Origin of the sequence: Pseudoalteromonas sp. NZS100_1 (assembly GCF_015864285.1) — a bacterium.
GTDB classification, from domain to species: domain Bacteria; phylum Pseudomonadota; class Gammaproteobacteria; order Enterobacterales; family Alteromonadaceae; genus Pseudoalteromonas; species Pseudoalteromonas arctica.
In genome coordinates, this window is sequence record NZ_JADYXN010000011.1 from 28,017 (window position 1) to 49,896 (window position 21,880).

18 protein-coding genes are annotated in these 21,880 nt (G+C 38.6%); 5 read left to right on the forward strand and 13 right to left on the reverse strand.

Features of this window, described 5'->3' with window-relative positions; translation table 11 throughout:
* Positions 1-57: 57 nt before the first annotated feature.
* The 11 genes from I6F66_RS09420 to dnaK form a co-directional block, all read right to left on the reverse strand.
* Positions 58-1,533: a DASS family sodium-coupled anion symporter gene (locus I6F66_RS09420; RefSeq protein WP_197120110.1), complete on the reverse strand. Its 1,476-nt coding sequence runs from the start codon at positions 1,531-1,533 to the stop codon at positions 58-60.
* An 8-nt stretch (positions 1,534-1,541) separates the two neighbouring features.
* On the reverse strand, positions 1,542-2,498 hold the full coding sequence (locus I6F66_RS09425) for a porin (protein ID WP_197112693.1): 957 nt from the start codon (positions 2,496-2,498) through the stop codon (positions 1,542-1,544).
* 174 nt (positions 2,499-2,672) lie between these two features.
* Positions 2,673-4,037 carry a sigma-54 dependent transcriptional regulator gene (locus I6F66_RS09430; protein WP_197209152.1) on the reverse strand — a complete coding sequence of 455 codons (1,365 nt, stop codon included), beginning with the start codon at positions 4,035-4,037 and terminating at the stop codon, positions 2,673-2,675.
* Positions 4,030-5,760 (reverse strand): cache domain-containing protein, encoded by a 1,731-nt coding sequence (locus I6F66_RS09435; protein ID WP_010553936.1) that lies wholly within the window; start codon positions 5,758-5,760, stop codon positions 4,030-4,032. Before I6F66_RS09435 ends, I6F66_RS09430 begins: the two co-directional genes overlap by 8 nt.
* A gap of 170 nt (positions 5,761-5,930) precedes the next feature.
* Positions 5,931-6,194: a hypothetical protein gene (locus I6F66_RS09440; RefSeq protein WP_010553937.1), complete on the reverse strand. Its 264-nt coding sequence runs from the start codon at positions 6,192-6,194 to the stop codon at positions 5,931-5,933.
* Between the two features lie 203 nt (positions 6,195-6,397).
* The gene (locus tag I6F66_RS09445) at positions 6,398-6,649 is read right to left on the reverse strand and encodes a hypothetical protein (protein ID WP_165729466.1); all 252 of its coding nucleotides are present in this window, start codon (positions 6,647-6,649) and stop codon (positions 6,398-6,400) included.
* A gap of 146 nt (positions 6,650-6,795) precedes the next feature.
* On the reverse strand, positions 6,796-7,164 hold the full coding sequence (locus tag I6F66_RS09450) for a response regulator (protein WP_024593155.1): 369 nt from the start codon (positions 7,162-7,164) through the stop codon (positions 6,796-6,798).
* 92 nt (positions 7,165-7,256) lie between these two features.
* Complete coding sequence (locus I6F66_RS09455; protein WP_024593154.1) at positions 7,257-7,661, reverse strand: DUF1761 domain-containing protein; 405 nt, start codon at positions 7,659-7,661, stop codon at positions 7,257-7,259.
* 150 nt (positions 7,662-7,811) lie between these two features.
* On the reverse strand, positions 7,812-8,273 hold the full coding sequence (ybaK, locus tag I6F66_RS09460; RefSeq protein WP_010553941.1) for a Cys-tRNA(Pro) deacylase: 462 nt from the start codon (positions 8,271-8,273) through the stop codon (positions 7,812-7,814).
* A gap of 96 nt (positions 8,274-8,369) precedes the next feature.
* Positions 8,370-9,509 carry a molecular chaperone DnaJ gene (gene dnaJ / locus I6F66_RS09465; RefSeq protein WP_010553942.1) on the reverse strand — a complete coding sequence of 380 codons (1,140 nt, stop codon included), beginning with the start codon at positions 9,507-9,509 and terminating at the stop codon, positions 8,370-8,372.
* Between the two features lie 202 nt (positions 9,510-9,711).
* Positions 9,712-11,625, reverse strand: coding sequence for a molecular chaperone DnaK (dnaK, locus tag I6F66_RS09470; RefSeq protein ID WP_008171317.1), 1,914 nt, complete (start codon positions 11,623-11,625; stop codon positions 9,712-9,714).
* A gap of 242 nt (positions 11,626-11,867) precedes the next feature.
* Between dnaK and I6F66_RS09475 the strand changes: the two genes are divergently transcribed.
* Positions 11,868-12,683 carry a thioesterase family protein gene (locus I6F66_RS09475; RefSeq protein ID WP_024593153.1) on the forward strand — a complete coding sequence of 272 codons (816 nt, stop codon included), beginning with the start codon at positions 11,868-11,870 and terminating at the stop codon, positions 12,681-12,683.
* On the opposite strand, the gene I6F66_RS09480 is transcribed toward I6F66_RS09475, so the two are convergent.
* Entirely contained in the window at positions 12,672-13,424 is a 753-nt protein-coding gene (locus tag I6F66_RS09480; RefSeq protein WP_197119945.1) for a transporter substrate-binding domain-containing protein, read from the reverse strand. The two genes, I6F66_RS09475 and I6F66_RS09480, sit on opposite strands and share 12 nt — an antisense overlap.
* Positions 13,425-13,588: 164 nt before the next feature.
* Between I6F66_RS09480 and I6F66_RS09485 the strand changes: the two genes are divergently transcribed.
* The 4 genes from I6F66_RS09485 (at position 13,589) to I6F66_RS09500 (ending at position 18,855) form a co-directional block, all read left to right on the forward strand.
* Entirely contained in the window at positions 13,589-14,755 is a 1,167-nt protein-coding gene (locus I6F66_RS09485) for a paraquat-inducible protein A (RefSeq protein ID WP_024593151.1), read from the forward strand.
* Positions 14,752-16,407, forward strand: coding sequence for an intermembrane transport protein PqiB (gene pqiB, locus I6F66_RS09490; RefSeq protein ID WP_165740449.1), 1,656 nt, complete (start codon positions 14,752-14,754; stop codon positions 16,405-16,407). Before I6F66_RS09485 ends, pqiB begins: the two co-directional genes overlap by 4 nt.
* Entirely contained in the window at positions 16,407-17,015 is a 609-nt protein-coding gene (locus tag I6F66_RS09495) for a PqiC family protein (protein WP_197209153.1), read from the forward strand. The genes pqiB and I6F66_RS09495 overlap by 1 nt, the downstream gene beginning before the upstream one ends.
* Before the next feature lie 457 nt (positions 17,016-17,472).
* Positions 17,473-18,855, forward strand: a complete 1,383-nt coding sequence (locus I6F66_RS09500) for a Na+/H+ antiporter NhaC family protein (protein ID WP_007582429.1) — start codon at positions 17,473-17,475, stop codon at positions 18,853-18,855.
* A 67-nt stretch (positions 18,856-18,922) separates the two neighbouring features.
* Here I6F66_RS09500 and I6F66_RS09505 read toward each other — a convergent pair whose 3' ends face one another.
* On the reverse strand, positions 18,923-21,805 hold the full coding sequence (locus I6F66_RS09505) for an insulinase family protein (RefSeq protein WP_165728349.1): 2,883 nt from the start codon (positions 21,803-21,805) through the stop codon (positions 18,923-18,925).
* Positions 21,806-21,880: the final 75 nt, after the last annotated feature.

Genomic DNA, 21,880 nt, shown 5'->3' on the forward strand with positions numbered 1-21,880 from the left:
TTGTTTAAAACTGTAAATATAAACAAAGCTACTGGTTGGAACTAATTTAGTATAGCTTTAAAAGCCAAATACTTGCGCTGCGATAGTCATTGTCACTAGCGTAATTAATACAATGGCGACAATATTTAGCACAAAGCCGGCTCTTATCATGTCGCGCATTTGAATTTGCCCTGAGCCAAACACAATAGCGTTTGGTGGTGTCGCTACCGGCATCATAAACGCACAACTACACGCTATAGCTGCAGGAATAACCCAAACCAAAGGCGAACCTGTTATAGACTCTGCAACGGGTCCTAACAAAGGAAGAAAGCCAGCTGCAGTCGCTGTATTACTCGTGATCTCAGTTAAAAATGTAATTAATGCCACTACAACAAGTACACTCATAACAAGTGGAATGGCACTAGCGCCTTCAATTAGGTGAGCAATAAATTCAGCAAGCCCTGATGACTTAATTTGAGATGCAAGTGTAAGCCCGCCACCAAATAATAATAAAACGCCCCACGGCACTTTAGCTGCGCTTTCCCAATCAAGAATACGTTCGTCACTGCCTTTGTTTGCAGGCAAAACAAATAGTAATAATGCGGCGGCAATCGCAATACCCGTATCAGAAATTTTAAGCCCTGTTATGTCGCCAAGTATAGGTCTAAATATCCAACACAGTGCTGCTAAAACAAACACAAATAACACGCCTTTTTCGGCGCGTTGCATTATACCTAGGTTTTTTAGCTGCGTTGAAAACACCGCTTTTGTATCAATTTTTTGATCGTTTTTAACATTAGCATCTACTTTATACGCAAATTTGGTAAGCCAAACCCAACTAATAATAAGCATACTTAAAGACAGTGGTACGCCTACAATCATCCACTGAGCAAAGCCTATTTCAATTTGGTAACTGTCAGATAGGTATGCAGCCATTAATGCATTAGGCGGTGTACCAATTAAAGTAGCAATACCACCAATGCTTGCACCATAAGCAATTGATAGTAGCAATGCTTTGCCAAACCCTTCATTACTTGGGTCTGATTGCTTAACCAAATTGGTAATTGAAAGTGCAATAGGTAGCATCATTACGGCTGTTGCGGTATTAGACATCCACATCGACAAAAATGCAGTTACAAGCATCATTGCTAAAATTTGCAAACTTGGCTTTTTACCCGCATATAACATGGTGCTAAGCGCTATACGTTTATGTAACCCCCATCGCTCCATAGCGATAGAGATTAAAAATCCGCCTAAAAATAAAAATATTAGTGGGTGCGCATACGGTGCAGCCACACTTTTTATAGCTTCTATATCAGCAAGTGGTGATATTACCAAAGGGAGCAAAGCTGTTGCTGGAATTGGCACTACTTCACTTACCCACCACGATGCCATCCAAAATGCTAAGCCTGCTGTTTTAAATGCAGCAACCGACATACCCTCAGGTGGGTTTACTAGACAGGTAAGCAACATAACGCTTGGGCCCAGTAATAGCCAAAACCATTGCATACTCTGTTTTTTAGGAGAATTGTTTTTTAAAATTTGTTGAGTCATTACTTTTCCTAAAATTTATATTTAAGGCCAAGAGCAACACTGCTGTCGTCTTGTTCTTCTAAATTAAGATCGGTATATAAAAGATAAGCTGTAGTTTGCTTATCAAATACATAATCAAGGCCTGTGCTCCATTGCGTTGCCTCAGATGCTTGACGAAGAGTTGAGTCATCTTTAGCAAATTGAATTTTTGGCACCCACTTATCAAGTGTATAACTGGCACTTAATACGTAACCATTGCCCGACTTACTGCCATCTACTGATTCTGAATGCTGGTACAGCGCACCAAGTTGTAATTGTTCGAACTTATAAACACCGGCAATTCTACTTGCAGTAATATTATTAAGTGAATCAACATGGCTTAACGATAAGTAATATGAAGTACTTTTTAAATTACGATCACCATAAATAAGCGTAGCAGCAAAGCCTGCTTTATCGTCTTTATTGTCATCTTTTGGCGCATAAGTAAACGAAAACTGCGTATTATGCCAATAGTTTGAGGTGTAAGTTATAGTATCACCGAGGCGGTCTTGGCCTGCTATAACCTGTGCCATATCGGCTTGAGTTTCGTTAAAGTTATCGAGTTTACCTTCAGAATATTTAAAACGAGTGTCGTTACGACCTACAACAACTTCACCAAACGCGCCTTTTAAACCTAAATAAGTATTACGTGCAGTAAAAGGCTCTTGCGTATCATCTTCTTCAAAACCTTTAACTTGTACCTCATATTTAAAAACAGCACTTAAATATTCGTTAAGTTTATGATCGCCCTTAATACCAATACGCGAGTATGGCGCTTCAATTTGAGTACCCTCTTCGGCATAACGCATTATGCCCGTATCAGTACTGGCAATTTGTACTTCAGCTTTACCGTATACAGCGTACTCTGCAGCAAAAGATGTGTGTGAAAATGTAGCTAAGCAACCATAGGATAGAAATAAAATACAGGTGTGTGTAGTTTTTGTCATCGTGTGCCCTAATTATTAGAATCTACTTGTTGTAGCGCTAATAGGGCAACTTTACTGCCAAGTGTATAAAAGCAATCTATTTCAATAACTTACTAAAACAAATCGTTTGATTTAAATAAAAACGTGTGAATTACCACACATAAGAAAGTAGGTCCTGTCACCAAACCCACACATTTAGTCAGTAAACATATCTCTATTAAGATTGTATTTACTCATTTTATCGTAAAGTGTTTTACGAGCAATTTGCAGTGTTTCCATGGTGTTTTTAATACTGCCGTGGTTTTGCTCAAGCGCGTACTCAATAAGTGACTGCTCATAAAAAGAGACTTTTTCAGATAAGCTTAAATCGGGAGATAAGCCACCTAATTGTTGTGTTTTAACTTCAGCAAAGGCAAGTTCGGCACCAAGTAATACAGCTCGCTCTGCTTGATTTCTTAGCTCTCTCACATTGCCCGGCCAGTCATAGGCAACTAACCGCTGTTGTATTTCGTAATTTACTGCCGCCGGCGGCTTATGATAGCGAGTTGCAGCAATAGAGCTAAAGTGTTTAAACAAAAGTAATATGTCAGCTTTTCGCTCTCGTAATGGCGGAATATTAACGTTAACCAAACTAAGTCTGTAGTATAAATCAGCTCTAAAATCACCCTTTTCAACTAACGCAAGTAAGTCTACTTTTGTAGCTGCAACAATTCTGATGTTTAAATCAATTGCTTTGTTATCGCCTACAGGTGTTACTTTTCGCTCTTCTAATACGCGTAATAACTTAACTTGCAGTGCCATTGGAGTGCTTTCTATTTCATCTAAAAAGACCGTACCACCTTGTGCATATTCAAACTTACCTTTTCGACTTTGAGTAGCCCCTGTATATGCACCACTTGCTGCACCAAACAATTCGCTTTCTATTAACTGCTCTGGTACTGCGCCACAATTAATAGCAACAAAATTACAGCTAGAGCGATTACTCTGATCGTGTAGATACCGCGCTACAAGTTCTTTACCTGTGCCAGTTTCACCTTCAATCATTACATCGGTTGGGGTATCTATAATTGTGTTTAATAAGTGCATCATGTGTTGCATTTTAGGTGTGTCACCTAGTATGCGTACACCTGGGGCTGAGGTTTTCTGTACAGCCACTTTTAATGCGCGGTTCTCCATAACAAGGTTTCGTTTGTCGCACGCTCGTGCTATGCAATCAAGAAGATGTTCGTTAACTGGTTTTTCAAATAAATCATACGCACCTAATTGCATCGCTTTAACTGCTATCGATACATCAGCGTAACCAGTTAAAAATATTACAGGGAGCTCACTATCAAAAGCCGTTATTTGCTCTAAAAGCGTTAGGCCATCCATGTTCGGCATATTTATATCGCTCAGCACAACTCCAGCAAAGCGCCTATTGAGTTTGCTAAGAGCGGTGCTTGCGTCATTAAAGCACTCAACGGTGTATCCTTCGAGAGTGAGCAATTGCTTTAAAGAGTCTCTGATCATTGCTTCATCATCAATGACTATTATGTGATTACATGGGGAGCTATCAATCATCTTTATTTTCCTGCCTGTTAGAGAGGCTAATTATAAATTCAGCCCCGCCTTCAACTCGATTGTGCGCGCTCAAACAACCATTAAACGAATCTATTATTTGTTTTGATATAGATAAACCAAGGCCTAAACCTTTACTTGATTTAGTACTATAAAAAGGTTCAAATAAATTACCAAATGCATGTTGCTCAATACCAGAGCCAGTATCTAAAATCGACAGTTTTACTCGCTCTTCAAAACACTCCAGCTGAAAACTTAAGTTACGAATAATTGCGCCATTCATAGCTTGGCTAGCATTAGTAATTAAATTAACGAGTACTTGTTCAAATTTAAGCGAATCGACCCACACAACGACTGTTTCATCAAACTGAGGTGGCTCTACTTGTACGTTATCTTGCTTTAACTGCGCGCTAGAAATCATTAATGCGTTATTAACAAGCCCTGCAAGAGGGTAAGGTCTGAGCTGCATTTTTGAAGGTTTACTAAAATGCTTTAACTGACCTACAATTTGGTGCACTCGATTAACTAATCCCTCAATCACTACTAAGCTTTCACCAAGTGCTGAAGTATTTCCTTTAGCTAATAAACGCTTTGCCGAAGCTAAATAAGTATTAATAGCACTGAGCGGCTGGTTTATTTCGTGGTTGATTCCTGCACTTAGCTGTCCTATTGTCGCAAGCTTTGCAGACTGCACTAAAGCCGTTTGTACTTTTTCCAAAGCCTGAGTGCGCTCAAGGACTTCAAGTTCAAGGCTATGTCTGGAGTACACCAGCTTTTTATAGCCCGCAAACCGAGTTAATAAAATATAACTAATAATAATAACTAAGCTACAGATAATAAATACCCAAAATAAGCGAGGCAGTTGAGCTGAATTAACTTTTGTTATATCAACGAGTACGTTCATTGTGGCATTAAAATATCGTAAAGGTCTTTGCGACATTACGTAAAGTTTTTTATCTATTTTTAAATGTTTAATACCTTCATTAGAAAATTGAAACTGCTTTATATACAAAGGCTGATGATCTAAATAAGCCCGACGAGATTTAATATCTCTGCGCATAGTTATATCAAGTTCAGTGAAGCTGTTTAATCGCCACGTTTGCATATCTGACATTGCAATTACCTCATCTGCAAGCTGCAAAAAAAAGTGACTACCCTTTGAAGTATTTAGAAGCTCTCTGTCATCCTCAAATTTACTTACATTCACTTTTAACACAACAACACCAATGGCTTTATTGTCGCGATATACTGCTTGTGAAAAGTAAATACCACGCTCTTTAGAGCGCATGCCTAATGCAAAGTACGCTACTTTTTCGCCTGCAAATGCACGTTTGAAATAAGGTCTAAACGCAAAGTTGCTACCTAAAAAAGTATAATCTGCTTGCCAATTACTACTGGCAATAACTTCGCCTTGAGTATTTAGAACAAAAATATCCGAGGCACCGCTGGCTTGTTGAATATCAGCAAGGTAGTTATTAATAGCGTTATAGTGCTGTGGCTGCGCATCTACAAAGTCTATCATTAACGAGTTATAGGTAAGTAATTGGGGAATAGCAGAAAAACGAGCAAGCTCAGTATCAATATAGTTATTTAATTGCGTAACTTGGCGCTCAGCCTGGTAGGTTGCTTGCTCAACATCATGAGAGCGACCAAGCCAAAACGTAACAACTAATATAAGTACGAGTAACACACAAACAGTAATGATTTTTTTAGAAAAAGAAAACATGAAGAACTCGCAAAAAATAGCCAAGAAAATTTTAGGGCGCTAGTGTAACGGCTAATCTCTAGCAGAGATATAAACTTTTTGTTAACAACAGTTTTAAAGTGTTTAAAAACAAAAATCGCCGTAAACAACTATGTTTACAGCGATCTGTTTAGCATTAAATTAAAAAAAAATTAATTTGTAGCTAATGTTGATCTATTTTTAACATATTTATATAAGCCAATTAACGACGCTGCAATCCAAAATATCTCGATTACAAAGCTCGCTAAATTAAAGTTATAACAAAGGCTAATTAACAGTAAAATTGCCCCTGTTAAATTCATCATATTATACGTTAAGCTAGCTGGAGATGTTTTACCTAGCTGCAGTAAAAAAAATGAACCAACTACTAAAAAAGTACCTGTCATGCCTATGATGTCAAATAAGAGTGCTATCACGAAACTATCCTTTATCCATTTTTAAATAACCCAATAAACTGGCCCGATCCATGGGGAGGGTATTTTTTCATTCATTGAAACAGCAAACCGGGCGATTCTATCAATATGGTAAATTCTAACAAGGCCATATGTCCGCATGCACAAGGCTTTATACTTATTCGCTTAATTAAGTATTATTGCGGTTTAGTATTACTTCATATACCTTATTTAAAGGTTACTTTGCCGCCAATTATTTTATAGGCCGGCGCACCGCGAATAATCGCTTCTCGGGCAAATGGCCGGCTACAGTTAGGGCAAATACAAGCCTCTGTTGTAAAGTCTTGGCTAATACGCTCTTTAAAGCACTTAATTAATGTTCCTTTTCCCCCTTTTCGATATTTAAATAAAGAGGCTTTACAAGCAGAGCAAAAAATATCAACCGTTTTAGTAGGGCCTTTTTTGTTGGGTTTTGCCATTACGTCCTGCGGTATTATATAAAGAGTAATTAGCAATTATATCAGTTTAGATGGGTAAAGGTTACCACCTCTGACTTAGAATTTAGATACGGCAGACTTAATCTATAAAGCCCCATTACATATAACCTTTATAAAATAAACACATCCTAATCTTTAAAAAAGAAGCGGTTTAATTGAGATGACAATACATTCATATTAAAAGGTTTGACTATAAACCCTGATACCTTAGCTGCAATAACTTGCTTAACTTTATCTGTACTGTCTTCACAAGTAACCATTAAAACGGGAATATCAGCGAGTTCTTTATCTTTTCGAATGTTAGTAAGTAAACTAACGCCATCCATTTTTGGCATATGAAGGTCAGTAATAACCAAATCGAAATGTTGATTACGCAGAAATACCAAAGCTTGCAATCCATCAGTTGCTTCAACGATATTGCTATACTCTAGTTTTCTAAGCATATTAATTAATACGTGTCGCATGAGTGGCATATCATCAACAACTAATATTCTCATTAGTTTCTTTACCAAATTGTATAAATGGGATTATATAAAACTACTCTACTCGTAGATAAGGATCAAATTTGGATTTGCTGATTATTTAAATCTTACGGCCATATCCCTAAAATGAGCCCCATTAACGAAAATTGTAAAATATGGTACCCCCCGTTAATTAAAAAAAGCTTTAGAGGGCGTTGCTCAAATATATAACTCAATCCTAATGAACTGCCAATCCAAAAAAAGCCAATAATAAAGCCAGTCCCTATACTTTCACCTAAGCTTGCGTCTTTACCTAAAAAAAGAGACAGCATTAAAGCCGCTATAAACACTAAGAAAAAGCTGCCGCCAAATATCAACTTAGGATTAGCCGATTGTAAATCCAGATCAGTTAAGCCAATACTTTCTAGCCATGCATTTTTAAAGAGAGCTTTTGAATACCATATACCGCCAAGCATAAAAGAAGACAGTGCAGCCACTAGTATCGCAAAATAATCTACATCTAAAAGGTTCATACAAACAGCCGTATACAAAAAGTGTAATACCGTTTGGTATTAAATATTAACGGTATAAAGATACTCCCAATGTAGTTATAAATAGGGGATTGAGCAAATAGCCTAACTTAAATTAATTTTTGGTATAGAAGATAATTATAAAAATAAAATTTATAAATCGCCAAATTTTGCATTGGTCAATAAGGCTAAATCAGTTGGCGAGAGTGCTATTTCTAAGCCTCTTTTTCCGGCGCTCACATAAATAGTGTCAAAGAGAGAAGCACTGCTATGAATAAACGTAGCTAGACGTTTTTTTTGTCCAAGCGGACTCACCCCTCCTAAAATATAACCGGTACTAACTTGTACTTTTTGTGGGGCAGCCATAATTACTTTTTTAGCACCACATAGTTTAGCTAACTGTTTTAAATTAACTTGTTGAGATACAGGCGTAACAGCAACAATCAGTTGCCCTTCATGTGTTTCAAGTACTAAGGTTTTAAATACTTGTGCACTGTCTAAATTTAACTTTTCAACGGCTTCAAGCCCGTAGTGACTATTATTCTTATCGTGCTCATAACTGAGTACTTCAAAGGTTTTTTTTTGCTTTTTAAGTAGATCTATTGCTGGTGTCATGCTGTTTCATCTTTTTTATTCACAGTAACAAAAATTAAGTTTAAAGCAAAAAAAACGACGCTAAAAGCGTCGTTTTTTGTTCATAATAATTTAAATTTATTTAGTTAAATCATCAAAAAACTTTTTAACACCGTCAAAAAAGCCTTGCTCTTTAGGACGGTTTTTAGAGCTGTCTGTGCCCATGCTTTCATCTAACTCTTGAAGTAGTTCACGTTGACGCTCGTTAAGATTAACTGGCGTTTCGATTACCACTTTACAAATTAGATCGCCTTGGGCACCACTGCGTACAGACTTAACACCTTTGCCACGCATACGGAACATTTTGCCCGTTTGAGTTTCAGACGGTATTTTAAGTTTTGCACGACCATCAAGTGTTGGCACCTGAATTTCGCCACCAAGGCCTGCTGTAGTAAAGCTAATTGGTACTTCACAATATAAATTATTCGCTTCACGTACAAATATTTCATGTTCACGAACCGATACTTGCACGTACAAGTCGCCCGACGGCGCGCCATGCATTCCGGCTTCGCCTTCACCCGTTAAGCGAATACGGTCGCCTGTATCAACGCCAGCTGGAATTTTAACTGAAAGCGTTTTAGTTTTTTCTACGCGGCCTTGTCCATGACAACTGTTACAAGGGTCTGAAATAATTTGACCTTGTCCCTGACACGTTGGACACGTTTGCTGAACAGCAAAGAAACCTTGGCGCATTTGCACCTGGCCAGCACCATGACATGTAGTACATGTTTTAGGCTTAGAACCCGCTTTAGCACCACTGCCATCACATGGCTCACAACCAACCCATGTAGGTACTTTAATTTCAACTTCTTTACCACGAACAGCTTCTTCTAAGCTTAAGTCCATGTTGTAACGTAAATCAGATCCACGTTGTTGACGAGATTGACGTCGACCACCGCCGCCACCAAAAATATCGCCAAATACATCGCCAAATACATCACCAAAGTCGCCATGTCCGCCACCAAAACCACCGTGACCACCGCCACCACCTTGTTCAAAGGCTGCGTGACCATGTTGGTCATACATTTGACGTTTTTGATCGTCGGTTAAAATTTCGTACGCTTCTTTAACTTCTTTAAATTTTATTTCGAGATCTTTATCGCCTGCGGTACGATCTGGATGATATTTCATCGCTAAGCGTTTATACGCTTTTTTTATGTCTCGCTCACTCGCATCTTTGCTTACGCCGAGGACTTCGTAATAATCGCGTTTTGACATATCTATCACACTACTCTTTTCTGTTTACAGCGTAAGCTGCAGGATAAATCGATAAATCGCATCGATTTATCATTGAATTTTTAAACCTTGAATACATGCAAAAGGCGCGACAAGCTATTGCTCGCGCGCCTCAATTGTTCATCCTAACCTAAACACCTAACTGAGTTAAGTGTTTTTGGCTAGCGAGAAGCGGTAGCAACAATTACTTGTCGTCTTTCACTTCTTCGAACTCTGCATCAACAACGTCGTCGTCTTGCTTAGTTGACTGTTGTTCGCCAGCGTCTGCTGAACCTTGCTGTGCTTTCGCTTGAGCAATTTCCATTAGTTTTTGAGACTTTTCAGCAAGAGCTTGAGTTTTAGCTTCAATCTCTTCTTTATTGTCGCTCTTAATTGCAGCTTCTAAATCTACAACAGCAGCTTCAATTGCTTCTTTGTCTTCGTTTGGTAATGCATCGCCAGCTTCTTCAATTTGCTTACGTGTACCGTGAACTAAAGCGTCAGCTTGGTTACGAGCAGCTACAAGTTCTTCAAACTTTTTATCGTCTTCAGCATGTGCTTCTGCATCACGAACCATCGCTTCAATTTCGTCATCGCTTAAGCCTGAAGATGCTTGAATCGTAATCTTTTGCTCTTTACCTGTATCTTTATCTTTCGCAGATACATGTAAGATACCATCGGCATCAACATCAAATGTTACTTCGATTTGTGGTGTACCACGTTGTGCTGGACGAATACCTTCTAGGTTAAATTGACCTAGAGATTTATTGTCGCTTGAACGTTTACGCTCGCCTTGAAGTACATGAATTGTTACAGCAGATTGATTATCTTCAGCTGTTGAGAACGTTTGCGATTTCTTAGTAGGAATCGTCGTGTTTTTCTCAATCAATGCAGTCATTACTGAACCCATTGTCTCAATACCTAGAGATAATGGAGAAACGTCTAGTAATAGTACATCTTTAACGTCACCAGCAAGTACACCACCTTGAATCGCTGCGCCTACGGCTACTGCTTCATCAGGGTTAACATCTTTACGAGGTTCTTTACCGAAGAACTCTGCAACGATTTTTTGTACTAAAGGCATACGTGTTTGACCACCAACAAGAATAATGTCGTTGATGTCGCTTACTGATAAATCAGCATCAGCAAGTGCACGTTTAAGTGGCTCAATTGTTTTAGTTACTAAATCTTCAACTAGTGACTCAAGCTTAGCACGTGTTAGTTTCACGTTCATGTGCTTAGGACCAGATGCATCAGCGGTTACATACGGAAGGTTTACTTCTGTAGACTGTGCAGATGAAAGTTCAATTTTTGCTTTTTCAGCAGCTTCTTTAACACGTTGCATTGCAAGCGGATCATTTTTAAGGTCTAAGCCTTGATCTTTCTTGAATTCAGCTACTAAGTAGTTGATTACGCGGTTATCGAAATCTTCACCACCTAAGTGAGTGTCGCCGTTTGTAGCAAGTACTTCAAAAGTGTGCTCGCCTTCAACTTCATCAATTTCAATGATTGATAAATCGAAAGTACCGCCACCTAAGTCATATACTGCAACTACGTTTTCGCCACGGTTTTTATCCATACCGTAAGCAAGTGCCGCAGCAGTTGGCTCATTGATAATACGTTTAACTTCAAGACCCGCAATACGACCAGCATCTTTCGTAGCTTGACGTTGTGAATCATTAAAGTATGCAGGTACTGTGATTACGGCTTCAGTTACTTCTTCACCTAAGAAGTCTTCAGCTGTTTTCTTCATTTTTTTCAGTACTTCAGCAGAAATTTGTGGTGCAGCGCGTTTTTCGCCGCCCGCTTCTACCCATGCATCGCCGTTATCAGCTTTAACAATTTTAAACGGCATGATGCCGATATCGCGTTGTACTTCTTCGTCTTCAAAACGACGACCAATTAAACGCTTAATTGCAAATAATGTGTTTGTCGGGTTAGTAACCGCTTGACGCTTAGCAGATTGACCTACTAATGTTTCGCCGTCTTGCGTGTAAGCAATAATAGACGGGGTTGTGCGATCGCCTTCCGCGTTTTCAATAACACGTGCTTTGCCACCATCAAGTACTGCAACACAAGAGTTTGTAGTACCTAAATCGATTCCAATAATTTTACCCATGAAACTTCTCCAACTTCAATATTCGTTAATACGTTCGATGACATAGTAAATAGGGATGCGCCAAACTTATTTCAACTGTAAAAATGAAAAAAAATTCATTTTTTATGATTTATTTACAAAATAACCCTAATAATTGTAAGGAATGATGATTTTTACACCGCTGGAGTCGCTTTTAATTACTGGTCTGACTAGTTTGATTGTGTTATAAATTTATTAAATCGCACTATAAAAGGATATCTTCTATGCATTTTGAACAATTACTTCAGCAAGCTTCAAAAATTGGAAATTCAGACAATACCGAACAATCAACTAGCACAATGCAATTCCCAGAAAACTGGTGTCAGGGCAGAACTGCTTTTGGTGGGCTTTCGGCTGCGCTGTTATATCAAGCAATCAGAGGCAAGGTAACGGATGATCGTCGCTTACTTTCACTCAGTACTAATTTTGTAGGGCCATTACTTGCCGATACCTCTTTTTCATTGTCTGTTGAAATACTGCGCCAAGGTAAAAGCAGTACACAGGTACTCGCCAAAGCGATTCAAAATGAACAAGTGTGCGTAATTGTACAAGCGTGTTTTGCTAAAAGTAGAGAGTCGGGTATTAATGTGCCTGTTTCGAAGTCTTTGGGTTTAAAGCCAGTAGATGAGCGCCACACGTTACCTTTTATAAAAGGTCAGATGCCTGAATTTTTCCAACATGTTGATTTATGCCCCCAACAAGGTGCTATGCCATTTAGTAGTGCAGAAACTTCTCATTTAGGTGGCTGGATGCGCTTTAAACATACGCCCGAACAAATAACTGAAGCCCATGTGATTGCACTTACCGATGCATGGCCGCCAACACTTTTACAAATGTTTAAACAACCCGCTCCTGCAAGTAGCATGTCGTGGTATTTAGAATTTGTGCAAGAGCCAAACTTAACACCTGGAGAATGGCTTGGCTTTGAAGCAATTACTCATCATTCAAAAGATGGTTACGGTTTAGAGGATGGCTGTATATGGTCGCAGTCGGGTGAGCTAATAGCGCTTACACGTCAAACAGTGGCTTTATTTGATTGATGAATGGGTTTGGGTTTGGCCTTCATCAACAATCCTTTTATAAGTACCATTTTGCTTGATGAGCGCCAAACCAATATCAAACTCAGTAGCTAAAGAGAAGTTGTTAAAATAAGCAGGTCGATCTGCTTTTGGAAATAAAGTGTAAATTTGCACAGCTTCGGGGGATTTATGTTGATTGTAGTAATAGTAAAAAATACGCTTATCTAACACAATTACATCAACCCAACCTTTTAACAGCTTATCTACCTGCGCTTTTTGATTAATAACCTCTTGATATGAGCTAAAGTGTTTAACATTCCTTTTAAATATAGGAGGCAGATATGCCGTTGCATTTTGAAAAGCAAGAACGTTTTTATTAAACATGCCTTCTATTTTATCGATGTTATATTTATTTCGCTTGAGTGTAATGGCCACATTTTCATAACTAAGTACCGTTTTACTTGGATAAATACCCGCACTAATTCCTCCAGCATAATTTAAAAGTATATCTACTCCTTTATTATGTAATTGATGCTCAGCGCGTTTATTCGACATATATTGCACATTAATATTAGCAAATCCATTGGCATTTAACGCGGCTTTTATTAAATTTAGGTGTATACCCGAGTCCGTTTTTACAAAAACATAGGGGTGAATTGATGCGCTCGCAGCGATGATTACCTCTCGCTCTTTATTAATAGCCACAGCATTTTGCGAGCAAATAAAGAGCCACATTAATATATAGTAAAAATAATATTTCACATGCTTCCTTTATATAACGAACAGCTTGATAGCAGAACGCGTTGTATTAATGTATTAAATATAGCAAAATTGAAGAAATATTCTTCTTGCTTGGTATTAAATTGCAAACTGTATGCCCCTGCTGCGATCTGATCATAGATATACCTCGCATAATCGCAAAACAAATGGCGATATGCCCACATTGCCACCATAAACTTTGCGAAGCCGATGTTAATCACGATAGTCGTATAGTTGCACTAAGCTTTAGCGCACTATTAATGCTGCTGAGCAGTATGTTTTACCCTTTTATTTCTTTTAGCAGTAGTGGTATTACTCAAACTATTACTCTGCCCGACGCGGCTCGGATTTTATTTAATTACGATAGTGAACTGCTTGGCTTATTTATCGATTTGAGCATTATTGCTCTGCCTATGGGTTTGCTTCTTATTTTAATTCCTTTGCATCTTGGGCTTTTAAAAACATTACCAGAGGGCATAGCAAGGCGACTACTAAAGTTCACCCTTGCGTTAGAGCCCTGGATTATGTCGGAAATATTTTTAATTGGCGTACTTGTTAGTATGGTTAAAATCATGTCGCTGGCTGATATTAGCTTTGGCACGAGTTTTTGGGCTTATGTGGGGTTTGTTATTTTATACATAGCCGCGCTTGTTCACTTAAATCGCCCACGCTTATGGGCTCAAATAAAGCCTGTAAAAGTACTCGAAGGCGCAGAGCATGCTAAACGTGCAATAGATGAAAATATTAAAGCTTGCCATGTGTGCCATCAACTTTGTACAGGTAATGTATGCCAGCGTTGCCATACTAAAACACATGTCAGAAACCCTTACAGCGTACAAAAAGCAGCAGCTTGGCTAATTACCTCTGTTGTTTGTTATATTCCAGCTAATGTTTTGCCTATTATGCATACCACTAGTCTTGGGGATGAATCCCCTTCAACTTTAATTGGTGGCGTAATTACACTTTGGAAAAGTGGCTCCTACCCTATTGCCGCTATTATATTTTTAGCCAGCGTTGTGGTGCCACTTGCTAAAGCTTTTGTATTGAGCTTTTTATGCTTTATGGTAACGAGGCCTGCCAATAGACATACAAAAAGTTACACCCGAATTTATCAACTGACTGAGTTTATTGGAAAATGGTCGATGATAGATGTATTCGTGGTTGCTATTTTAGTTGCCTTAGTTCAACTGGGTAATTTAATGTCAGTAACACCAGGATTAGGCATTGTATTTTTTACAGTTATGGTAATATGCCAAATGATGGCTGCCCATGCCTTTGACCCACGCTTGTTGTGGGATTCCCCTAAAAACAAAAAATCAGAGAACAAAGCATGACCGAAACTGCCGAAATAACAAAAGAACCGAAAATTTCCGCTATCTGGATCATTCCGGCAATTGCGCTGTTAGTGGGCATGTGGATGTTATACCAATACCAAGCTAATAAAGGCCCTACAATTTTTATCGAAATGCCACAAGCTGAGGGCATTATTGCAGGTAAAACTGAAATAAAAGTGCGCAGTGTAAAAATAGGTCAAATTGATCATGTTCGACTATCAGACACCCAAGACAGCGTTATTGCCCGTGCGCAAATAGACAAAAACTACAATAACTTATTAACTGATGATGCCAAAATTTGGGTCGTAAAACCACGCATTGATGAAACGGGTATTAGCGGAATGAGCACGCTATTGTCTGGTGTATATTTAGAGTTTTCACCCGGTGAAAGTAAAGAGCTAAAAGAGCGTTTTAAATTACAAGACGAACCCGCCCTCATTGGTAAAGATGTGAAAGGTGGCCGTTTCAAATTAATGAGTTACAACGCTGAAGTGCTTGATGTGAGTACCGGTATATTTTTCAAAAATTACAAAATAGGTCAAATAGAAACCGCCACTTTTGATTGGGAAAACCAAGCAATGAAGTACGGCGTATTTATTAAAGAACCTTATCAAAATCTCATCACCATGAACTCTATTTTTTGGGTGAACGCAGGGATTGAAATTGACCTATCTGCCGATGGCATCAATATTAATACGGGCTCTTTAAGTAAACTTTTAAAAGGCGGTATTTCGGTTGGCTTACCTGAACAACAGGCCCCGGGTGAAATAGCACAAGATGGGCATAGCTTTTCATTAAGCCAAAGCTATAAAGAAGCGCTAGAAGAGCGCTTTTACGATTTTGATTACTACCTCATTGAATTTGAACAATCAGTTCGAGGACTACGCACAGGTGCTCCTGTCGAATATAGAGGTATGCGTGTAGGTACTGTTGTTGAAACCCCTGCCAATGTAATTATTGACGGTAAACCTGCCCACTTTAGAAACCATAATACGGCGGTTCCAGTACTTATAAAAGTAGAATACGGACGCTTGTATCACGACAGTGCCTCAGCTAAAGAGTATTGGCAAGGTAGTTTAAAAGGCTGGATTGAAAGTGGTATGCGCGCCTCGTTAAAGCCTGGTAATTTATTAACGGGTGCAGTGTACGTTGATTTTGATATATACCCCGATGCACCGCAAGCACACCTAGGTAAACTTGTGCAGTATGATGTTTTTCCGAGTATTTCTAGCGGCATAACCGTATTAGCAGACCAAGTATCTGACGTACTTAATAAAGTAAATAACTTAAAAGTTGAAGATAGCTTAGAACAAATGCAAGCCACATTTACCGATTACCGAGCGCTTGCTAATGAAACGCGAGAGTTACTAAGCCAAAAAGATACACAAAACTTACCAGGCGACTTTAATCGTAATTTCGAAAAGATGACAAAAAGTATGGAGCAGTTTGAAGTAACTATGCGCCAATTTGATAAAACCATGGCCAGTTACCAAGCAGGTTCTGAACTTCATCATCAAATACAGCAAACATTAAAAGAGTTTAAACGTTTAAGCGAGGGCCTACAGCCTCTAACTCGCGGATTAAACGAGCAACCTAATATGCTAATTTTTGATAAATCATTACCAGCAGATCCAAAACCAAGGAAGCAATAATGAAATCGTTATTTTTAACTGCAAGTTTATTATTACTATTGGCAGGTTGTAGTTCATCAATACAAACTGCGACACAGTATTACCAGTTTGAGCAGCCTATTGGCGCCTCGTCTCGAAATGTGACAGACACAGACGCACAATTAAGAATACAAACAGTTGTACTTAGAGGTGCTTTAAATAATTTAGGTATTGCTATGAAAATAGATAGCAACCAAATTCATGCCGCAAATTACAACCTGTGGGGCGAATCGCCGGATGTAATGCTCACTGCAACAGCCCAGCAAACTCTTTTTAATACTATGCCAAATTGGATGGTAATAAAGGGCTTACCGGTCATTACTGAACTCGATCAACAAACGTTTTATGAGCTTGAATACGAAATTCACCACTTTAATGGCGACATGGAAGGTAACGCTGATATTTCAGGGCTTTGGCGTTTATATTACACACACCCTGAAACAGGCCGACGTCTTATAAGTATTCATAACTTTTCGCAATTGGTCCCTATCGATGATGATGGATACGACGGTTTAGTTTCAACGCTTGAAGCAACATGGCTAAATATAAACCTAAATGTTGCAAAACAAATAGAACAAGCAAGACTTTAATCATTAAGTGAAAATATAATTACGGCGGTTTTATCATCAATTACCGTCGAATCTTACTTTTTGCTGCTTCTTCAATAATTTTTTAAGTTGATGAATGGCATCTCTTTACATCAAGGAATTAGCGCTACAAAGCACTCTATTAAACCGCCTCTAATAAAATTTTATCAAACATGTAAATTTTTGTTGACTGAAATTAAAAAGCGGATTACTTTTGCGCCGATGTTTTTACAGGCACAACAATAGCGGTTTGCACTCCTTGCACCGTCTGGCGCCAAAGCCAACGCGTTTCACTTAAGCCGCTATTTAACATAACTGTTTATGTGTTCCTCCCACGCGTACAAAAGCAGTGACTTGGAAAATGATTTAACAACAAACTTATCATCTTCTTTGTTTTTGTATAAGCAGCTTGAAAATTAATTTAATTTTGATGCATGCTTTTAATTTTGTGAATACTTAAATGCTTGAACCTTCTGCGTTGAGTTTACTACCACCGTTAGTGGTGGTTGTATTGGCTGTTGTATTACGCCGCCCTATTTTATCTTTACTTATTGGTGCTTTAGTTGGTTTAGTTATAGCCGACCCTGCACAGGTACTTACTAACTTTGCGAGTACATCGCTAAAAGTGATGACAGACGAAACCATCGGCTGGCTAATACTTGTATGTGGTGGTTTTGGCGCACTTATCGCACTATTAGTGCGTACAGGTGGCGCATCGGCTTTTGGCAAGTTAGCTCTTAAGTACACCAAAGGTAAGCGTTCATCGTTGTTCATGACCTTTTGTTTAGGTGTGGTTATTTTTATTGATGACTACTTAAATGCGCTTACCGTGGGTGAAACCATGAAACGCATTACCGATAAATTTAAAGTTAGCCGCGAAATGCTTGCTTACGTTGTTGACTCAACTGCGGCACCAATTTGTGTGCTTGTCCCTTTATCTACCTGGGCGGTATTTTTTAGTGGCTTATTGGTAGATAACGGTATTGCTGAAGAAGGCAAAGGTATTGCTGTTTATATTCAAGCTATTCCGTACATGTTTTACGCGTGGTTTGCAGTGCTTGTTGTTTTACTTGTTGTGTTGGGTGTTATTCCTGCGATTGGTCCAATGAAAAAAGCAGAACAAATGGCGCAAATTGAGCAAGCTCAAGTCGATCCAGCTCAATACAATAACGTTCAAACGGCAGATGAATACGCAGTAAAAGCAGCTGAAGAAAACTTTGAAGACGCTGATCCTAAAGGTAAATTACGTAACTTTTTGGTGCCGATTATTTTACTGGTTGCATTTACTGTTTACTTTGAAATTGACGTATACAAAGGCTTATTAGCAACAATGGCGGTCACTCTCCCATTTTATGCACTACAAAAATTAATGAGCGTAAGTGAAATGATTGAGCGCATGCTTGATGGCTTTAAAAGTATGATCCCCGCGATTGGTACTGTTATAGCGGCGTTTATATTTAAAGATGTATGCGACTTAATTGGTTTACCTCAGTTTGTTATTGGCAGCTTAAGCCCTTATATGACTGCTGCATATTTACCAGCCGTGGTATTTATTTCAATGGCTATTTTAGCGTTTGCAACAGGGTCGAGCTGGGGTATTTTTGCTGTATCAATTCCGATTGTTATGCCACTGGCAAATGCGGTTGATGCAAACATACCACTGGTCATTGGTGCGCTATTATCGGCTTCTTCTTTTGGTAGCCAAGCGTGTTTTTACTCAGATTCAACCGTACTCGCAGCGCAAGGCTCTGGTTGTAATTTAATGAGCCATGCCGTTACACAATTGCCTTACACGCTAATTGCTGCGGCATTAGCTGTTATAGGCTTTTTAATAATGGCTTAAATTTACTTAAATAAAAACCCCAATGTAGCAATACATTGGGGTTTATTTTTAGCTGTATAAATAAAGCTTATTTTTGTAGTTTAATACCATTGTAATAGGCATCAAGCGTTGTGATTTTAGTTTGATTTGGTAAATCGGCAAAGTCACTTTCTATAAACTTAGTACCACGTAATTGCACATTTAAACGTGCCGCATTAGGATTAAGCATTGTTTGCTTGTAGTAGTCTTTTATATCTGCAAGCGTTACTTTTTCAACTTCATCAATCAGCTTTTGCTTAGAATCAAAGGTAAAATTTTCACGGTACCAATCGTTTATAAGTGGGCTCATTTCGTCACTTAAGTTTTTAGGCTGCTCTTTAAGCGATACTAGGGTTGAATTTTTAAGCTGCTCAAAAGTCTCTTCGCTCATGTTATCAAGTTCAACTGCGTATTCTTTTTTAAACTTATCAAAACGAGCTTGTATTTCTTTAGGACCTTTAACCGGTGTTTGAATATACAAACCAATTGCTGAGTAATCCTCGATTGGGCGAGCTAATGCACCTACTGCGTATGCAAGCTGCTCCTCAGTACGCATTTTATCAAACGCAACTGTTCTAAAGTGGCTTTGTAATACAGCCGCTTCTGCTTTTTGTTTGTAACCCGCAACAGGGTGAACGGTCATATCAACCACCGCTACATCAGCTACATCTATATCTTTTTGCAGTACCAGCGTTTCGCCCGGTTGTGGCAACCATGCTTTGCTTCGCGCAAATTCACTGCGTTTATGGTTGCTTGGTAATGTTGCACTTAATTCGTCTGCAATCGCGTCTATATCTTGCTGATTGTAGTTACCGTAACTAAATACGCGTAAATCGTTTTGTGCAAACGTAGCTGTTTTTAATTGTGCTAAGTCGGCAACACTCACTGAGTCAGCGGCTTTAATAAGCGCGTCTGTATCAAAACCACCTGTACGCGTTAGTTTTGAATACTCGCCAAATGCTTGTGCATACGGAAACTGTTTTTGTTGGTTTAGTAAATTACGTTTAAAGCGATCAACTGCTTGGCTAAATGCTTGTGCTGTTTCATCGGCTTTTAATCCGGTTAAAGCTTGTTTAAGCAATACATCTTGTTTATCTGTAAAACCACTCATAGATAAAACAAGACCATTACTCGGCGCAAGGCTTACACTCATACCAGCGATTGCTGCTTCGGTACTTAACTGACTTTGTTGAATATTGTATAAATCAGCCCAAACAGAATAAAGTACTTCTGCCTTTATATCGTTCAAACCGGGTTGAGTATTTATATAAACTTCAACAAGCCCTTTTGGCTGCTCTGCAAATTTTTGACTTGCTTGGCGCCATACTTTTACACCATTTTTATCGTAAGCAAGCTCAGGGTGTTTTTGCTCTTTAAATGCTTGAGTTTTTATTGCAAAATTTTCAGGCAATAAATTGTTTACAGTTGGTAGTGCTAACTTAAATTCGCTTGGTTTTTTCCAGCTGGCAATTTCATCATCGCTAATATCACTAATGCGGTATTTGCCGTCGTAAAAGTGTAGTTGCGAGTCAGTCTCTTCTTGTTGCGATACATACCAAATACGAAGAGTATCGGCATTTAACTGCTCAAGTACTTTATTTACAGCATCAGCGTCAAATTTTGCATAATAGTAAGGTGCATTAATAGCGTGATTTAACGGATAGTCTTGCATGCTTTGCGTAAGTGAACTTACATAATTAAACTCATCACCTTTTTCTAAAAACTTAAACTGGTTATTTAGTGATGTACGAATTTCGTTGAAGTACTTGCTATCAACGCCCTCTTTTTTAATTAAATCGATGTACTGCATAATAGTCGCAACTATTTCGTCACGATTTTTCATGCCTTCATCTGTAAGCTCTGCGTTTACGTTTAATGACCCGTAATTACCATATTGATTTGGTGCAGCTGAAGCTGACAACTGAGATACCCACCCTTTGTCACGAAGCAGTTGCGCTGGGCTGCCCGGCATTTCATTACTTAGTAAATACGCTACAAATCGGTTTGGTTTAAGCGCGAACTCGCTATTATTATTAGCAATGGTGAAATCAAGTTGTAGCTGTTTTACATCTTCATTTGGTGCATAAAACACGCGTTTACCGCCAGCGTTATCAAAATCAAGCTTTGCAGTTACTGTTGGTTTTTCTATGTTTTTATTTTTTATATCAGCAAAGTATTTTTGTGCTTTTTGCTCCATTTCAGCAATAGGTAAATTAGAAATAAGCGCTACTTTCATGACATTTGAAGAATAATATTTATTATAAAAATCAACCGTTTCTTTGTGAAGAGAACTATTTTCTTTGTCACCAAGTGTTTCTAGGTTACCAATTAAAAAGCGATTAGCTGGGTGATCGCCCATCATTTTACGCGCTAGTTTAAATTGACCAAAAAAGTCCATTTCGCGACGCATTGACCACTCTGCGTTTACTGCATTTTTTTCTTTGTCTGTGTATTCAGGGTATAACTTAGGTGCCTTAAAAAAGTCGGCAAAACGGTCTAGCCCTTCATCAAACGCGTCGTTATTAATTTTAAACATGTAATTAGTAATATCGAGCCAAGTATACGCATTGTGCGCGCCACCATTTTTGGTCATAAAATCAGAATACCCTTTTGTATCTGGGTAACGATCAGTGCCTAAAAACAGCATGTGTTCTAAATAATGCGCCATACCCTGTTGCGACATCGGGTCGTGTAGTAAACCTACACCTACACTTAGTGCCGCTGCTGACTTTTCAGCACCAGGATCAGACACTAAAATAACTTCAATATCGTTTGCTAATTTAAGTGTTTTATATTCGCGGTTATCGTTAGGACTTACAACTAACGTGTCTGATAATAAAGAGGCCGGAGGCGCCACAGAAACCGAAGCTGTATTTGAACAACCACTTAAAACTGCAAGTGCGATAGCACTAAAACCAATAATCTTTTTCATTTTTGTTTTCCATTAAAAAGTATTGCGCAAAATAGCATGCGCCAATTCAAAGCAATATAGTTAAGCTAAACTAAC

What these genes read in the sequence shown, in the direction of transcription:
- I6F66_RS09420 (WP_197120110.1), bottom strand. Translation starts at nt 1,533, where the DNA reads ATGACTCAACAAATTTTAAAAAACAATTCTCCTAAAAAACAGAGTATG.
- I6F66_RS09425 (WP_197112693.1), bottom strand. Translation starts at nt 2,498, where the DNA reads ATGACAAAAACTACACACACCTGTATTTTATTTCTATCCTATGGTTGC.
- I6F66_RS09430 (WP_197209152.1), bottom strand. Translation starts at nt 4,037, where the DNA reads ATGATTGATAGCTCCCCATGTAATCACATAATAGTCATTGATGATGAA.
- I6F66_RS09435 (WP_010553936.1), bottom strand. Translation starts at nt 5,760, where the DNA reads ATGTTTTCTTTTTCTAAAAAAATCATTACTGTTTGTGTGTTACTCGTA.
- I6F66_RS09445 (WP_165729466.1), bottom strand. Translation starts at nt 6,649, where the DNA reads ATGGCAAAACCCAACAAAAAAGGCCCTACTAAAACGGTTGATATTTTT.
- I6F66_RS09450 (WP_024593155.1), bottom strand. Translation starts at nt 7,164, where the DNA reads ATGAGAATATTAGTTGTTGATGATATGCCACTCATGCGACACGTATTA.
- I6F66_RS09455 (WP_024593154.1), bottom strand. Translation starts at nt 7,661, where the DNA reads ATGAACCTTTTAGATGTAGATTATTTTGCGATACTAGTGGCTGCACTG.
- ybaK (WP_010553941.1), bottom strand. Translation starts at nt 8,273, where the DNA reads ATGACACCAGCAATAGATCTACTTAAAAAGCAAAAAAAAACCTTTGAA.
- dnaJ (WP_010553942.1), bottom strand. Translation starts at nt 9,509, where the DNA reads ATGTCAAAACGCGATTATTACGAAGTCCTCGGCGTAAGCAAAGATGCG.
- dnaK (WP_008171317.1), bottom strand. Translation starts at nt 11,625, where the DNA reads ATGGGTAAAATTATTGGAATCGATTTAGGTACTACAAACTCTTGTGTT.
- I6F66_RS09475 (WP_024593153.1), top strand. Translation starts at nt 11,868, where the DNA reads ATGCATTTTGAACAATTACTTCAGCAAGCTTCAAAAATTGGAAATTCA.
- I6F66_RS09485 (WP_024593151.1), top strand. Translation starts at nt 13,589, where the DNA reads ATGGCGATATGCCCACATTGCCACCATAAACTTTGCGAAGCCGATGTT.
- pqiB (WP_165740449.1), top strand. Translation starts at nt 14,752, where the DNA reads ATGACCGAAACTGCCGAAATAACAAAAGAACCGAAAATTTCCGCTATC.
- I6F66_RS09495 (WP_197209153.1), top strand. Translation starts at nt 16,407, where the DNA reads ATGAAATCGTTATTTTTAACTGCAAGTTTATTATTACTATTGGCAGGT.
- I6F66_RS09500 (WP_007582429.1), top strand. Translation starts at nt 17,473, where the DNA reads ATGCTTGAACCTTCTGCGTTGAGTTTACTACCACCGTTAGTGGTGGTT.
- I6F66_RS09505 (WP_165728349.1), bottom strand. Translation starts at nt 21,805, where the DNA reads ATGAAAAAGATTATTGGTTTTAGTGCTATCGCACTTGCAGTTTTAAGT.